Source organism: Limnobacter sp., assembly GCF_036846585.1.
In the GTDB taxonomy this organism is placed as follows: domain Bacteria; phylum Pseudomonadota; class Gammaproteobacteria; order Burkholderiales; family Burkholderiaceae_B; genus Limnobacter.
The window spans coordinates 52259-67883 of the sequence record NZ_DAIUBR010000001.1 but is presented as its reverse complement, the minus strand read 5'-3'; the positions used below and the strand labels follow the sequence as shown (position 1 = coordinate 67883).

General features: G+C 54.0%; 12 protein-coding genes and 1 pseudogene. 11 read left to right on the top strand and 2 right to left on the bottom strand.

Annotation, left to right across the window (positions count from 1 at the left end):
* Positions 1-300 precede the first annotated feature (300 nt).
* The 5 genes from V7028_RS00325 (at position 301) to V7028_RS00305 (ending at position 3612) form a co-directional block, all read left to right on the top strand.
* Positions 301-888, top strand: coding sequence for a hypothetical protein (locus V7028_RS00325; protein ID WP_334118113.1), 588 nt, complete (start codon positions 301-303; stop codon positions 886-888).
* Positions 889-963: 75 nt separating this feature from the next.
* Entirely contained in the window at positions 964-2415 is a 1452-nt protein-coding gene (gene dacB / locus V7028_RS00320) for a D-alanyl-D-alanine carboxypeptidase/D-alanyl-D-alanine endopeptidase (RefSeq protein ID WP_334118112.1), read from the top strand.
* Between the two features lie 104 nt (positions 2416-2519).
* Complete coding sequence (locus V7028_RS00315; RefSeq protein ID WP_334118111.1) at positions 2520-2819, top strand: DUF883 family protein; 300 nt, start codon at positions 2520-2522, stop codon at positions 2817-2819.
* Between the two features lie 11 nt (positions 2820-2830).
* On the top strand, positions 2831-3232 hold the full coding sequence (locus V7028_RS00310; protein WP_334118110.1) for a phage holin family protein: 402 nt from the start codon (positions 2831-2833) through the stop codon (positions 3230-3232).
* Positions 3229-3612 (top strand): hypothetical protein, encoded by a 384-nt coding sequence (locus V7028_RS00305; RefSeq protein ID WP_334118109.1) that lies wholly within the window; start codon positions 3229-3231, stop codon positions 3610-3612. Before V7028_RS00310 ends, V7028_RS00305 begins: the two co-directional genes overlap by 4 nt.
* On the opposite strand, the gene V7028_RS00300 is transcribed toward V7028_RS00305, so the two are convergent.
* The gene (locus V7028_RS00300; protein WP_334118108.1) at positions 3590-5173 is read right to left on the bottom strand and encodes a UbiD family decarboxylase; all 1584 of its coding nucleotides are present in this window, start codon (positions 5171-5173) and stop codon (positions 3590-3592) included. The genes V7028_RS00305 and V7028_RS00300 overlap by 23 nt on opposite strands.
* 416 nt (positions 5174-5589) lie before the next feature.
* Here V7028_RS00300 and V7028_RS00295 point away from each other — a divergent pair, with 416 nt between their 5' ends.
* Positions 5590-6447, top strand: coding sequence for a lytic transglycosylase domain-containing protein (locus tag V7028_RS00295; protein WP_334118107.1), 858 nt, complete (start codon positions 5590-5592; stop codon positions 6445-6447).
* Here V7028_RS00295 and V7028_RS00290 read toward each other — a convergent pair.
* On the bottom strand, positions 6444-7613 hold the full coding sequence (locus V7028_RS00290; protein WP_334118106.1) for an aminotransferase class I/II-fold pyridoxal phosphate-dependent enzyme: 1170 nt from the start codon (positions 7611-7613) through the stop codon (positions 6444-6446). The genes V7028_RS00295 and V7028_RS00290 overlap by 4 nt on opposite strands.
* Positions 7614-7736: 123 nt before the next feature.
* On the opposite strand from V7028_RS00290, the gene V7028_RS00285 reads away from it, so the two are divergent.
* The 5 genes and pseudogenes from V7028_RS00285 to V7028_RS00265 all read left to right on the top strand — a co-directional run.
* Positions 7737-10052, top strand: a complete 2316-nt coding sequence (locus tag V7028_RS00285) for an NADP-dependent malic enzyme (RefSeq protein WP_334118105.1) — start codon at positions 7737-7739, stop codon at positions 10050-10052.
* An 85-nt stretch (positions 10053-10137) separates the two neighbouring features.
* Entirely contained in the window at positions 10138-11340 is a 1203-nt protein-coding gene (locus V7028_RS00280; protein WP_334118104.1) for a patatin-like phospholipase family protein, read from the top strand.
* A 60-nt stretch (positions 11341-11400) separates the two neighbouring features.
* Complete coding sequence (locus V7028_RS00275; RefSeq protein ID WP_334118103.1) at positions 11401-13233, top strand: chorismate-binding protein; 1833 nt, start codon at positions 11401-11403, stop codon at positions 13231-13233.
* A complete protein-coding gene (locus V7028_RS00270; RefSeq protein WP_334118102.1) occupies positions 13230-14489 on the top strand; it encodes a putative Na+/H+ antiporter in 1260 nt (419 codons plus the stop codon). The genes V7028_RS00275 and V7028_RS00270 overlap by 4 nt, the downstream gene beginning before the upstream one ends.
* A gap of 24 nt (positions 14490-14513) precedes the next feature.
* Positions 14514-15625 (top strand): annotated as a pseudogene (locus V7028_RS00265) (magnesium transporter); the annotation flags it as partial.

Genomic DNA, 15625 nt, shown 5'->3' with positions numbered 1-15625 from the left:
GGCTGGGAACTTGGTTGTTCCGGATGGTCGCAAGAGAACTGGCGGCGATGGGCAAAGCACAGCTTCAAGAGCTTGTGCCGACAAAGGCAACCCAACGCGGTCCAATGGTGAAAATCGTATAAACGACCCGTTGATTTGCAATCTGGAGCGAAGTCTACTGGGTTTGTGTGCGATGCACAAGAAAAGATTGCAATTAAAACAACAATTGGAAGAAAAACACCAATATCCTCGCGATTGCCTATCAATATTTCCAGAATCCGGACGTTATCACCTACAGAGGTAGTCAATCAGGACCGGGTTATGAGAAAACTAAAGATATTGATGGTGGCAGGTGCAGCGACCATGCTGAGTTCGTGCGATCTCTCGCAGATCCCCGGGCTGGACGGCAAGTTGTCCCTGGACGACAGCAAGGCTGTGGGCGCGGCGTGTCGGCATTCCGGGCGGGCGCTGGAAGACTGTTTTGCATTGAATCCGAATACACACCAGTCTGGGGTGTTCGACGGGTGGCGCGACATGAACGATTACATGCTGGCCAATGAAATCGAGGTGGTGAAACCTGAGATCCGTAATTCATCCTACAAGCCGGACAAAGTGTCGGTCGAGCAACACAGTGTGCATGCACAGCCAATGGATCCCGGCTCCAACCATTCAGACGCACCTGCTGATGCAGTGCCCTTGGCGCAAGGTCGGCAACGCTGGTCGCCCAAAGGGCTCTCGGGTGCAGGCGATGCGGCACCCAGCCCGCAGCCTGGTGTAGAGAAAGCCGAGAACACTGCCCAGGCACCTGTGGCCAGCAAGGAGGAATCTCTCCCTGCCAAAGAAGAACCCATAGTGGAGGCACCTGCCCGCCCATGGGAGCGCAAGAAAGATCCGAAGAAACACACCTGATTCAGTTGCGGTTCATCAACAACGTGGCGTGGATGATATCCTGAAAGTTGACAATTGACTTTCAGGATTTTCAGCGTGCCAATCTGCAAAATCTGCCGTATTTCTCTTCTGCTTTCCCTGGTTCTGCCCGCAGTGGCTTTGCCCAAAAGCCCTGAACCTTTAACCAGAACATTCCCGACCCCAATCACCCAAGCCTTTGTTAAAAAGGGCATTGCCAGTAGCGATTTCACCGCATACGCCTTGCCTGTTGAGCCCTATGCAAGCCGAAAGCCGCAAGCCTATGCCCATGGCTCAAGCCAATTGGTGAACCCGGCTTCTGTGGCCAAGGTGTTTACCACGGGTTTGGCATTGCAAGCGCTTGAATCAACCTACCGGTTTAAAACCGGCTTCCATGCAGATGCCGAGCCCGTGGACGGAGTGCTCAACGGCCCTTTGTATATCAAGGGCACAGGTGACCCGGCTTTTCAAACTGCCGATTTGTGGACATCTTTGCGTCAATTGAGAAGCAAGGGCGTGAACGTAATCAATGGGCCGGTTGTGCTGGATGATTCTGCCTTCACTGAACAGATGCCAAGCCTTGGGCTGGCTGAAGAAGATGCCTTTGACGATGCGCCGCACCGCGCATATCACGCACAGCCCGATGCGTTGCTAATGAATTTCGGTGCCATGTCCATTGACCTGAAAATCAATGAGAACACGGTGGTGGTGGTGCCAGAAGAGGCGCCCAAAAGCTGGGCATTTGTGTCGGAAGTCCAATTGATGTCTGCGGGTTGCGGGGCCTGGAAAAACGGCATGACCGTGGATTTTGCCAAGTCAGGGCAAAATGTGGTGGTCACTGTGCGAGGCAATTACCCGCGCCGTTGCGGGCAATCCCGGTTGCCCATTCGCGTGCCAGTACAAGACTGGCTGTGGGAAGCCTGGGTGAAAGAGATCTGGCTGCAACTGGGTGGCAGGTTTGCTGGCCCCATGGGAGGGCAGGTTGTCAAAGGGGTCACGCCGGTTACCACGATCGCTCTTTACACCCATTTCGGAAAGCCGCTTGGGGATTTGATTAAACAGATCAACAAGTGGTCCAGTAACGTGATGGCCCGGCATCTGGAGTTGGCGGTGGCGGGTACGCCCGAGGCCTTCAATTCACAAATGAAAGAATGGTTGAAGCAGCAGGGAATTGCATCAAACGACTGGTTTTTTGAAAACGGTTCCGGCTTGTCCAGAAATACCCGCATTGATGCCAAAGGGTTGGCGGAATTTTTGCGCAACATGGCCCAGCGCCCCGATTTCCCGGATTTCCTGGCCAGCTTTCCGCGCGCAGGTGCGGACGGCACCTTGCACCGGCGTGTGAACAATGTCAACGGGTTCGCTTATCTTAAAACGGGCAGTTTGAACGGCGTGCGTTCGCTGGGTGGTTACCTGCGCGATCGCGAGGGGCAGTTGTGGGCCGTCGGTATTTTGGTGAAAAGTCCAAGGTCGTATGACAGCTGGGGCCCCATGGAGGGCTTGCTTGAATTCCTGTACAGGGCGGAGTGAATTGTCTCAAAAATGATGCGCTTGCCCGCAAGCTTTGTTCAATCTGGGTTTTCCTTTGTTAGACTGACTTATACCTTTTTAACCACGAGCACGGAGTTAATAACATGGACGAAAGCAAAGACAAACTTTTTAGTGACATGAAGATCGTGTTGAGTGACGCCGAAGATTTGTTGAAGGCAGCGGCGGCATCTTCGGGCGAACGTGCTGTTGAGTTGCGTGAAAAAGCATTGGTCAGTCTGCGCCGGGCCAAAGAAGTGATGCAAGACGCGCAATCTGCTGTGGTGGAGAAAGGCAAGGCTGCAGCACGCGCCACTGACGATTACGTGCATGACAACCCATGGAAAGCCGTTGGCATTGCTGCCGCTGTGGGCTTCGTGCTCGGTCTGATCGTTAACCGCCGATAAGAAGGTACACGGTGCTCAATTCAAATGCCAGGGCTGCGTTGAAACGGGTGGCTGCAAGTTTGCTGGGCATGGGCCAAACCCGCCTTGAATTGGCTGGGGTGGAGTTGGCGCAGGCGCGGCAAACCACGGTTAGAACGGTGCTTTGGTCAGTGCTGACAGCGCTGGCTGTTGCATTTGCTACCCTGTTTGTCTGCGTGTTGGTTGTTGCGCTGGCTTGGGACACGCACCGTTTTATTGCCATTGCTGGCTGTGCTGCTTTTTACGTGGTGCTGGCGGTTTATTTTTACGTTCAGCTTAAAGACATGCTCGCCGCACAGCCGCCGCTGTTTGAAGCCACCATTGCTGAATTGGGCCGTGACAAAAACGCCTTGCTCGAAAGTTTGTCCGATGACAACAGGCGGGGGCCGCAATGAGCAACAAGTTTGATGCACTGCAGGCGCGCAAGGAATTGCTGATGATGAAAGCCGAACTGGAACGCATGGAACTTGGTGCACAGTTTGACGCGGTGAAGAAAGAATTTGCCTGGGTGAAAATGTTCACGCAATTCAGCGGCTGGCTGGGTCAGCGCAACCTGCGTGCACTGGGTCCTGTTGCCACTTTGGGCGGGCAGATTTGGCAGGATGGCGTAAAAAAGTATCCTTTGCTCGGTTTGCTTGCTTCTGCTGCACTGCTGCGTTTTCGCCAACCCATTGCTAAAGTGACCCTGAGGGCCGGGCTTGGCGCGGTGGTGCTGGCGGCAGGCATGTACTGGTTTCAGTCCAGAAAAAAACTTACAAGCCCAGGCGGCTCATAAGTTCGCGCACCCGTTCATCCAGGTTCGGATCGGGCTGAATGCTTCTTCCCCATTCCCGGGCGGTTTCACCGGGCCACTTGTTGGTGGCGTCCAGCCCCATCTTTCCACCCAGGCCGCTGACCGGGCTTGCAAAGTCCAGGTAGTCGATCGGGGTGTTCTGAATCAGCACCGTGTCGCGCACCGGATCCATGCGGGTGGTGATGGCCCAAATCACTTCTTTCCAGTCGCGGGCATTCACGTCGTCGTCCACCACCACAATAAACTTGGTGTACATGAACTGGCGCAGAAAGCTCCAGGCACCCATCATCACGCGCTTGGCATGCCCGGCATAGGCCTTTTTCATTGAAATGACCGCCATTCGGTAGCTGCAACCTTCTGGCGGCAAGTAAAAATCCACAATTTCCGGAAATTGCTTTTGCAGAATCGGCACGAACACTTCGTTTAAGGCCACGCCCAGCACGGCAGGTTCATCGGGTGGTTTGCCGGTGTAGGTGGAGTGGTAGATCGCATCGTCGCGAAGCGTAATGCGGTCTACGGTGAATACCGGGAACCAGTCTTGTTCATTGTAATAACCCGTGTGGTCGCCGTAAGGGCCTTCCAGTGCGCAATCCCAGCCCTTAAGGTATTCCGGCACGGGGGGCGGGGCGCGCAGCACAGTGACGCCGCTGCGAATTTCGGGCACTTCGCCATCTGTTCGCCCTTTGCGTGCAGCCACGGCAATGGGGTGGTCGTAAGGGTAAATGTGCCCTTCCAGCACCATTTCCGCTTCAGCTGGCACTTGCAGTTCATTGCCTTTGCAGGCCACCAGTTCAGTGCGGCTGCCGCGTAGCAAGCCGGCAAACTGGTATTCCGACAGGGTGTCGGGTACTGGCGTGACCGCACCCAGAATGGTGGCAGGGTCGGCGCCCAAGGCCACCGAAATGGGGAAGGGTTGGCCCGGATGCTTCAGGGCATGGTCACGGAAATCGAGCGCGCCACCCCGGTGGGCTAACCAACGCATGATCAGGCGGTTTTTCCCCACTTGCTGTTGTCGGTAAATTCCCAGGTTTTGCCGCTTGCGGTTTGGGCCTTTGGTGACCACCAAACCCCAGGTCAGCAGGGGTGCCGCATCGTCGGGCCAGCATGTCCAGATTGGAATTTTGTTCAGGTCAACGTCCGGACCCTCTACTACGTTTTTATGGCACGGGGCGTTGCTGACCACTTTGGGCGCCATCGACAGCACCTGTTTCACCAGCGGCAGTTTGTCCAGTGCATCGCGCATGCCTTTTGGGGGTTCAGGTTCTTTCAGGTAAGCCAGCGTGCGGCCAATTTCCCGCAGGGCCTCGGTGTTGCTGGCGCCCATGCCCATGGCCACGCGCTTTGGGGTGCCAAACAAGTTGCCGAGAACCCGGTGCTGAAAGCCGTTGGGCGCATCAAACAACAAAGCCGGGCCTTCAGCGCGAAGTACCTTGTCGCACAAGTGGGTCATTTCCAGGATTGGGCTGACTGATTCAGGAACCCGTTGAAGTTCACCTTCTTTGTAGAGTAAATCAATGAAGTCGCGGAGGTTCTTGTATCGCATTGTGAAAAAAGCAGCCTGTTTGTGGTCCGAATGGAACAGTTAACAAGAAATAACAACCCACACCCAGAAGGCTTTTTCAAGCCCCCCAAAAGCGCATAACGCCTAGTTGTGGGGGTCAGTTATAGTTTGAAGTAGAAAGACTCTACCAGATTTTGGATTGACCCCTGCCCGGGTAGACCCTAGAATCCGCTCAGCTTTGTGACAGGTACAAGCTAAGTAACACAAACGCAGTTGGAGGGTGACACTTAAGGGATCTTAAGCAAACCTAACTTCATCTTAAGAGTGCTTTGACCATGCAGTACAGGCAATAGTGGTTAAAGCAGAACGTTCTGCCTCACGGACAAAATGGAGGCAGATGCACCGCTGAGTCAAACAATGCAGGGTCAAGCCTGCGTTTGCGTAGCAGAGGAGGTTGCATGAAGCAGTACGAAACCGTTCTGAGCGTCAATGGCCAGCAGGTCCCGTCTCAGAGATTTTTTCAGTCATTCCGCAATGCCCTGACAGGTTTGGGCGTGGCCACATCGGTGTTTGCAACTGGCGCAGTTGCCATCTTGCTGTCCAATGCCGAACTTCGAAGCCAGGTGTTTTTCTCGGCTCCGGTGCAGGCTGTGTTTGCTGCCGAGATCGATCTGTTAAGCGCAGGCTTGGCAGCCAGTGGCGTTCAAGTGGTCAGCACTGCTACGGCAGCGCAAACCCCGCAAGGTTCCAGGAATCTGGTTCCTGTCAAGTTCAATGCCCTCGACACCAGCAAACCGCTGACTGCGGGTCAACGACAAATTGCCTCGTATTTGGCCAAGCGCTACAGTGTGTCGCCAGAGGCCGTGGAATCGATTGTCCGCCTGGCCTATAAAGTGGGTAAGGAAGAGAAAGTAGAACCCACCCTGATCCTTGCCATCGTTGGCATTGAATCCTCCTACAACCCGTTTGCCGCCAGCCCGGTGGGTGCACGTGGTTTGATGCAGGTGATGCCCAAGATCCACAAAGACAAGTTTGAAGCCTTGTCGCCCGGTGACTGGTCTGCCCTGAACCCTGAAATGAACATGCGCGTGGGGGCGAAGATTATTCGCGAATACACCCGCCGCACAGGTTCGGTCAGTGCGGGTTTGCGTTGGTATGTTGGCGCGGCTGTGCATGGCAACGACGGTGGTTACCCCAACAAGGTGCTGGCATTGAAATCCCGTATCGACGGGGCTTACCAGCATGGCCACATGTTGGCATCGCGTGAAAAAACCGAGAAGGTTTCAGTGGTTGCAAGCGCTGCCAACGAAGGTTAAAAACTGGTGTTGAACTGGCGCAGCCTTTGAAGGGCTTCGTCCAGATTCTCCATCGAATTGGCATACGAAAACCGCATCATTTCATGCCCCCTGTGTTGAGAAAAGTCTTTGCCGGGCACGGCACAAACCCACGCTTTTTCCAGTAGCTCCCTGCAATACGCGTCGCTGTCGAATGGCGCTTTGGCATAAATATAGAAGGCCGAGTCGGGGGTGGAGTGCAATTCAATGCCTGCCTTGGGCAACGCCTCGACCATGAAGTTTCTTCGTGCTTTGAAGATTTGGCGGCGTTCTTCACAAATTTGCATGGTGTCTTTTTCAAAGCAGGCCAATGCTGCCCACTGTGCGGGCGTGTTTGGGCAAATGTTCAGGTTTTGTGCAAAACGTTCTATGACTGGCAGCAGGCTTTCAGGCACCACCATCCATCCCAGGCGCAAGCCTGTCATGCCGAAATACTTCGAAAAACTGTTGACGACCACCAAAGGCATTTGTTCACCGGGTGCACCGGTTACTTGCAAAACACTTTGCGCGGGAAGGTTGTAACACAGGGATTGGTAAATCTCGTCGACAATTGCAAATGCCCCTTGTGCCTGGATGCCCCCAACAATTTCCTTCATGGCGGTGGTGGTCAATTGTGTGCCCGTGGGGTTGTTGGGCGAGGCCAGCAGCACCCCGGCGGTTTTGCCGGTCCAGTGATCGAGCAGATCATTCCATTCGGGCTGGAAGTTGTGGGTTTCCCTGGTTTGAACAAAGGTGGGAAGGCCTCCGGCCATTTGCACAAAAGTTTTGTTGCACGGGTAGCCGGGGTCGGTCAACAGCACTTCCTGGCCGGGGTTGATCAAGGCCAGGCAAGCGTACATCAGCGCAGCGGATGCGCCGGAAGTAATCACGATCTGTGTTGCTGACACGCGAACATTGAATGCGCTCCGGTAGTAATTGCTGATAGCCTCCCGCAACTCAGGCAAACCCAAGGCCGGGGTGTAACGGGTTTTGTTGTCAGCCACTGCCTTTGTCAGCGCAATTTGTACGGGTTCGGGAATGGGGAAATCAGGTTCACCGATGGACAGGTGAATGACCTGTTTGCCCTGTGTTTCCAGGGCGTGTGCCTGTTTAACCAGTTCCATGACATGGAAGGGTTGTATCAACTTGCCAAGATCAGACTGCTTCAATTCTTCACCATTGTTAGTGAGTGGCGCCAACAAGTTGCGCGATTTGTGGAAACCCCTAGGGACAGCCTCTCTGGCTGAGCCTATAATTTTCGGTTCTGTTGTTCACCTCAAAGAGAAGATTATATGGCTCAACCAATGGATCAGCGCTTCAGGCAAGCCGCCCTTGAATATCATGAATTTCCAAAGCCTGGAAAGTTGCAGATTTCGGCGACGAAAAGCCTGGTCAACCAGCGTGACCTGGCCTTGGCCTATTCTCCCGGTGTGGCGGCAGCATGCGAAGAAATTGAAGCAGATCCGTCCACTGCAGTGCGTTACACCGCCAAGGGCAACCTGGTGGGGGTGGTCACCAACGGTACGGCGGTGCTGGGTCTGGGCAATATTGGACCTTTGGCAGCCAAGCCTGTGATGGAAGGCAAGGCGGTGTTGTTCAAGAAGTTCGCCGGCATTGACGTGTTCGACATTGAGATCAACGAAAGCGACCCCGACAAGCTGATTGAAATTATTGCTTCGCTGGAACCCACTTTTGGTGGCATTAACCTTGAAGACATCAAAGCCCCGGATTGCTTCAAGGTTGAGCGTGCTTTGCGCAGCCGCATGAACATTCCGGTGTTTCACGATGACCAGCACGGCACAGCGATTGTTGTGGGTGCGGCCATCCTGAACGGGCTGGAAGTTATTGGCAAAAAGATTGACGAGGTCAAGTTTGTGGTGTCTGGCGCAGGCGCTGCTGCTTTGGCCTGCCTTGAATTGCTGGTTGAACTGGGCTTGCCCCGCAAGAATGTGTGGGTAACCGACATTGATGGCGTGGTGTACAAAGGTCGCCCCACCAATATGGACCCCGACAAAGACCTGTTCGCTCAAGACACGGCTGCACGTACCCTGGCTGATGTCATCAAAGATGCGGACGTGTTTCTGGGACTGTCTGCCGGCGGGGTGCTTAAACAAGACATGGTGCGCGCCATGGCCGCCAAGCCGTTGATTTTGGCGCTGGCCAACCCAACACCTGAAATTTTGCCTGAACTGGTGAAGGAAGTTCGCGACGATGCAATCATGTGCACGGGTCGCACCGATTACCCGAACCAAGTGAACAACGTGTTGTGTTTCCCCTTCATTTTCCGCGGTGCACTGGATGTGGGTGCCACCACCATCACCAAGGAAATGGAAATTGCAGCGGTTCGCGCCGTGGCTGAATTGGCCCGCAAAGAACAATCGGATGTGGTGGCTTCGGCCTACCGCACCCAGAACCTGAGCTTTGGTCCGGAATACCTGATTCCCAAACCTTTTGATCCGCGCCTGATTGTGCACATTGCTCCTGCAGTGGCCAAGGCAGCCATGGAAAGCGGTGTGGCCACACGCCCCATTGCTGACCTGGACGCCTACAAAGACCAGTTGCAGCAGTTCGTGTATCACTCTGGCACGTTCATGAAACCAATCTTCACAGTGGCCAAGCGCTGCGTGGCTGAAACACCTGAAACCTGCCGCATTGTGTTTGCTGAGGGTGAAGACGAACGCGTGATGCGCGCCGTGCAAGTGGTGGTGGACGAGGCAATTGCCAAACCCATCATGATTGGTCGCCCCGCGGTGATCGAGCGCCGCCTGGAACGATTTGGTTTGCGGATCAAGCCTGGTGTTGATTTTGAATTGATCAACCCTGAGTACGATGAACGCTACAAAGAATACTGGCGCATGTACCACGACCTGACCAAGCGCAAGGGCGTGACGGAAGCCTACGCCAAAATTGAAATGCGCCGCCGCAATACCTTGATAGGTTCAATGATGATCAAGAACGGCAACGCAGACGGCATGATCTGTGGCACCTTTGGTACGCATTCGCTGCATTTGCATTATGTGAACCAGGTGCTGGGCTTGCGTGCAGGTTGCAATACATACGGCGCAATGAACGGCTTGATGTTGACCAACCGACAGGTGTTTCTGGTCGATACCCACGTAAATTACGACCCCACAGCCGAGCAAATTGCTGAAATTACCTTGATGGCCGCTGAAGAAATGCTGCGTTTGGGTGTACAGCCCAAGGCGGCATTGCTGTCGCATTCCAACTTTGGTTCAAGCAACCAGCCATCGGCTGTGAAAATGCGTGAAGCGCTTCATATTCTGCGCAACATAGCACCCTGGCTGGAAGTGGACGGTGAAATGCATGGCGATTGCGCCATCGACGAAGAGGTGCGCAACACCATTTTCTCGGGTTCTACCCTGACAGGCGAAGCCAACTTGCTGGTCTGCCCCAACATTGATGCTGCCAACATTGCATACAACCTGTTGAAATCGGCCGCCGGCAACGGCATTGCAGTGGGCCCCATCTTGTTGGGTTCTGACAAGCCCGTGCACATTTTGACTGCATCGGCCACTGTTCGGCGCATTGTCAACATGACTGCACTGACTGTTCTGGACTCCAATTCCGAACGCGTCAGCTCCATCTAAAGTGAATTTTTAAAACAATAAATGGGCGTGCAAGTCACGCCTGTTTTTGTTTTAACTTATTTACAATGTGTCGCACAATGGTTTCATGAGCGAACACGACATATTTCACACTGAAGATCATGATGATGTCACCGGACTGGTGTTGTCAGGCGGTGGTGCACGTGCGGCTTATCAAGTGGGCGTGTTGCATCAGCTGGCCAAATGGTTTGAGCATGAAAACAAACGCGAGTTTGATTTTCCTTTCAAGATTTTGTGTGGCACCTCCGCTGGGGCCATCAACGCGGCGGCACTGGCGTGTGCGGGCAGAAATTTTTACCAATCCACCGACCGCATGATGAAGGTGTGGGAGAACTTCAGTTCGGAACAGGTTTTCCGTTCTGACTCCCTGGGGATCATTCGAACAGGTGCACGCTGGTTGTCTGCCCTGTCGATCGGATGGATGCTGCGCAAACGCCCCAAGTGCCTGCTGGACAATTCGCCGTTGTCGCATTTGATGCACCAGTTGTTGCACTTTCGTCGGCTGGATGAAGCGCTTGAAAATGGCACCATCCATGCCTTGGCTGTCACAGCATCAAGCTACAGTTCAGGTCGAAGTGTCACTTTTTTTCAAACACAGAAAGTAATCGAAAGCTGGGCCAGAACCCAGCGGGTGGCCTTGCCCGATCGAATTACGGTTGAACATTTGTTGGCCTCGGCCGCCATTCCCTTTGTGTTTCCAGCCGTTAAGCTGAATATCGAGGGACACATGGAGCATTTTGGCGATGGTTCAATTCGCCAGTTGGCACCCATTAGCCCGGCCATTCACCTGGGTGCAAACCGGGTGATGGTGATCGGTTCCAGTCAGTCAGACAAAGACCACACGGCGGCCACTGAAGTACAGAATGCTTACCCCAGCCTTGCACAAATTGCAGGCCATGCCATGGCGTCCATTTTCCTGGACAGTTTGTCGATCGACATTGAGCGGCTAAGTCGGGTAAACAAAACCTTGGGGCTTTTGCCGCCTGAAATGTCCACCAAAACGACCTTGAAGCCGATCGAGTTGTTGGTCATTTCCCCCTCCGAACGAATCGATGAAATTGCAGCACGGCACACGCAAGATTTGCCGCGCCCCGTGCGCACCTTGTTGTCGGCCCTAGGCGCGACAGAGGCCAGCGGTTCTTCCCTGGCCAGTTATCTGTTGTTTGAAGCGAATTACACCCGCGAGTTGATTCGTATGGGGATCGCAGACACGATCGCCCAACGCGATGCGGTCTACGAGTTCTTTCATTTGGGCAAGGCGGGTAACTGAGTTCATTGCCAAGCCGCGTTACAATTGGCGCTTCCAGGGCAGTTCAGGCGTTCTTTCTTCATGTCTTCACCTTTTGTTTCTGCCGCATGGCACGCCAGAATGACACACGCCGATGTGCCTGAAGGCCTGTGCGTGGCCAGTGGGCCGCCCGTGGAGGTGTTGCGCACTTGTTCGCTTGATGCAGTATGCCCCATGATTGACAAGGCCCACGCTTTGGCAAAACAGGGCATGTATGTGGTCGGCGGCTTAAGCTATGAAGCAGCACCTGCGTTCGATTCGTCTCTGCAGGTGTGTGAAACCAACGATTTTCCCTTGCTGGAGTTTCATGCTTTCGAGCCTGGACAAATTTCAGTGTGGCCGATCAAGCAGATACAGTCCATGGGGCAGAATGGTTTGTTCCGTCCCTGGCAGGATGCGCAAACTTCTGAAGCGTATGCGGATAATTTTGCACAGGTTCGGCGCGCCATCGAGGCGGGCGAGTTTTACCAGATCAACTTGACCACGCGTTTGAAAGCCAGGCGTGAGCCACAAGATTCCTGGGCACTGTTTCAACATTTGTACCTTGCGCAAACCGCACCACAAAGTGTGTTTTTAAGGGGCACTGGGCTGGATGTGCTTAGTCTTTCACCAGAACTGTTTTTCCAGTGGAACGGTGTCGAATTGCAAACCGCGCCGATGAAAGGCACCCGCCGCCCGCAAGTGGGCGGCTTTGATGTGCTGAGCGACAGTGAAAAAGACCGTGCAGAAAACGTGATGATAGTCGACTTGCTGCGCAATGACATGGCCAAGGTGTGCACGCCCCGGTCAGTGCAGGTTCGTTCCCTGTTTGATGTGATGCACCTGCCCACTGTCGATCAAATGACATCCAGCATTTCAGGAACCACTGCTGCTGGCACCCGGCTGCGCGATATTTTTGCAGCCCTGTTTCCCTGTGGCAGCGTAACTGGCGCACCAAAGGCACAAGCCATGTTGCGCATTGCGCAGTGGGAAAAAATACCCCGCAAGTTTTACTGTGGTGCCTTGGGCGTGCTGAGCCCGGGTGGCGCCGCGCATTTCAATGTGCCCATTCGCACAGTGATCGCCAGCAGTCATGAACTTGAATACGGTGTGGGCAGTGGCATGACCTGGTATTCAACACAGGTGGACGAGAAAAAAGAATGGTGGCAGAAAACCACTTTTCTGCGTCAGGCCACGCGCGATTTTCAACTGCTGGAAACCTTGCGCCTGGAGCAGGGGCAGTGGGTGAATCTGGACGATCACATGGGCCGCATGGCGCAAGCCGCAAATTATTTTTCCTACGTGTTTGATCCAGTGCATGCGTTGGGTGTTCTGGCCACGCTTGCATGCCAACATGCGCAGGGCGTTTTTCGTGCGCGGTGTTTGCTCCATGCCGACGGTGAATTCAATGTGGAGTTGCATCCGTTTGAAGGCAGTAATGTGGCTGTTCAGCTTCGCTTGGCAAACGCCCCCATGACTGCCAGCCCGGACTTTATTCTGCACAAAACCACGCACAGGCCAGAGTACGATCGTTTTCTGGGTCAGGCACAAGGTGCTTTTGATGTGTTGTTGTTCAATGAAGCGGGTGATCTTACCGAGACGTGCCGCTGCAATTTGATCGTCAAAATTCAGGGCGAGTTGTTAACGCCACAAATTTGTTCAAGCACCAGTACTTATTTGTTGCCCGGGGTGTTGCGCGAACGCCTTTTAAGGGAAAATACGATTCGGCAAACAAGGCTGAATGTGCAAGACTTGCAACGCGCTGAGCAAGTGTGGGTGATCAACAGCCTGCGCGGCTGGGTGCCTGTGTTCGCAGTGCTGGGTACCCAAGGCGAAGTACTGTTTTCCGACAATCAACAATCAACAATAAACAAAAATCAAAGGGACGTGACATGAACCCGACCACCATTGAAATTATTGGCGCCAGTTTGTTCGCCATTGCGGTCATCCATACATTTTCAACCAAATACTTTGAACGTTTGGCGCACTCGCAGCCGAACCATTCCGGCCTGTGGCACTTGTTGGGTGAAGTGGAGGCTGTGTTCGGTTTTTGGGCCATGGTGCTGGTGGTGTTCATGTTCTTCGTGATTGGCCAAAGCGACGCCATTGCATATGTTGACACGCGAAACTACACTGAACCGTTGTTTGTGTTTGCCATCATGGTCATTGCCGCCAGCAAGCCAATCCTGGTGCTGGCTGGGCGCATTGTGCGTGTGGTGGCTTCGCTTATCCCCATTGACCGGCAAGTGGCGTATTTCTTTACCACCCTGTCGATAGTGCCGCTGTTGGGTTCCTTCATTACCGAGCCGGCAGCCATGACCCTGGCCGCCTTTTTGCTGCGCGACCGTTTTTATACCCAGGGCATCAGCAACAAACTGATGTACGGCACACTCGGCGTGCTGTTTGTGAACATTTCAATCGGTGGAACGCTGACCCCGTTTGCTGCACCGCCTGTGCTGATGGTGGCTGCAAAGTGGGGCTTCGACATTCAATACATGCTGACCATGTTTGGCTGGAAAGCGGCCATCGCAGTGTTTGTGAATGCAACGGCGCTGACCTTCCTGTTCACCAAAGAATTAACGGCCATGAAAAAGCCTTCCGAAAATGGCCCGAAAGAAAACATGCCGGTGTGGGTAATTGTCACCCACTTGTTGTTTTTAGTTGGTGTGGTGGTGTTTGCGCATCACCCTGCGGTGTTCATGGGTTTGTTTTTGTTCTTTTTGGGTTACACCAGTGCTTACAGCCAGTACCAGGACAAACTGATTTTGAAAGAAGGCTTGATGGTGGCGTTCTTTCTGGCTGGTTTGGTGGTGCTGGGTGGCATGCAGGCGTGGTGGCTGCAAGATGTATTGAAAGGCATGAGCCCCACGGCGCTGTACTACGGCGCCACAGCATTGACAGCAATTACCGACAACGCGGCATTGACTTATCTGGGTTCGCTGGTGGAAGGTGTAGACGACCAGTTTAAATACGCCCTGGTGGCTGGTGCGGTAACCGGCGGTGGTTTAACCGTGATCGCGAACGCGCCCAACCCGGCAGGCTTTGCAATTCTGCAAAAGTATTTCAATGATGGTTCCATTAACGCTGGCAAATTGCTTGTCGCCGCTTTGGGGCCAACTTTGGTGGCGGTTGTTGCGTTTCAATTGTTGTAAATACAACTTATTCAGGACTTTGTTTTGAGCGAACAAAACATCGATTACAACGATCAGGAGCCAGCAGTCGAGCTGCCTCACGATCTCGATGATGCACAGCGGGCCTTGGCCGAAGTGCAGGCCTTGTTGCGCAAACAAAAAGTAATCGAAAGTGTTGTTCACAACCAGCAAACCACAGTCAACCCCGAGCGCCAAAGCCTGGTTGAAGAACTGGTGCACCGCCAGCACTTGACCGAACTTGGCAACAAGCTGTACATGCTTCACCCCGCCGATGTGGCTTATGTGCTGGAAAGCCTGCCGCAAGAAGACCGCATGTTGGTGTGGGGTTTGGTGCGCTCGGACCGCGATGGCGACATTCTGCTTGAATTGAGCGACGCGGTTCGCGAAACCCTGATCAAGTCCATGGACAGCGAGGAATTGTTCGCTGCGACGGAATCGCTTGATGCCGATGAAATTGCGGAACTGGCCCCCGACCTGCCACGCGATGTGGTGGAAAAGCTGGCCAGTGGTTTGAGCCTTGAGGAGCGCGAACAACTGCGCGCCGCCATGAGCTACCCCGAAGACACTGTGGGTGCGCGCATGGACTTCGACATGGTGACCATTCGCGACGACGTGACCCTGGAAGTGGTGTTGCGTTACCTGCGCCGCTTTGATGAACTGCCTGAACAAACTGACCAAGTGTTTGTGGTGGACCGCGTGGACCACTTCAAGGGTAGTTTGCCTTTGGATCGTTTGTTGGTGAATGAACCTGAAACGCTGGTTTCAGAAGTAATGAGCCGTGAAGTGCTGATGCTGTCTGCACTCGACGACGCCTACGAGGCCGCACAGGCCTTCGAGCGTTATGACCTGGTTTCCGCCCCCGTGCTGGATCCTTCGGGCAAACTGATTGGCCGCCTTACCGTGAATGAGGTGGTGGACGTAATCCGTGAAGAAAGCGAAGCGGATTTGCTTTCCAGCGCAGGTTTGCGTGAGGAAGAAGACCTGTTCGCGTCGGTGTGGGAGTCGGCAAAAAACCGCTGGCTGTGGCTGGGCTTGAACCTGTGCACCGCGTTTTTTGCCAGCCGCGTGATTGACACCTTTGAAGGCACCATTGCCAAGGTAGTTGCCTTGGCAACGCTGATGCCCATAGTGGCGGG

Coding starts and splice junctions, on each gene's coding strand:
- V7028_RS00280 (WP_334118104.1), top strand. CDS start 10,138: ATGAGCGAACACGACATATTTCACACTGAAGATCATGATGATGTCACC.
- V7028_RS00295 (WP_334118107.1), top strand. CDS start 5,590: ATGAAGCAGTACGAAACCGTTCTGAGCGTCAATGGCCAGCAGGTCCCG.
- V7028_RS00270 (WP_334118102.1), top strand. CDS start 13,230: ATGAACCCGACCACCATTGAAATTATTGGCGCCAGTTTGTTCGCCATT.
- V7028_RS00300 (WP_334118108.1), bottom strand. CDS start 5,173: ATGCGATACAAGAACCTCCGCGACTTCATTGATTTACTCTACAAAGAA.
- V7028_RS00305 (WP_334118109.1), top strand. CDS start 3,229: ATGAGCAACAAGTTTGATGCACTGCAGGCGCGCAAGGAATTGCTGATG.
- V7028_RS00285 (WP_334118105.1), top strand. CDS start 7,737: ATGGCTCAACCAATGGATCAGCGCTTCAGGCAAGCCGCCCTTGAATAT.
- V7028_RS00275 (WP_334118103.1), top strand. CDS start 11,401: ATGTCTTCACCTTTTGTTTCTGCCGCATGGCACGCCAGAATGACACAC.
- V7028_RS00325 (WP_334118113.1), top strand. CDS start 301: ATGAGAAAACTAAAGATATTGATGGTGGCAGGTGCAGCGACCATGCTG.
- V7028_RS00315 (WP_334118111.1), top strand. CDS start 2,520: ATGGACGAAAGCAAAGACAAACTTTTTAGTGACATGAAGATCGTGTTG.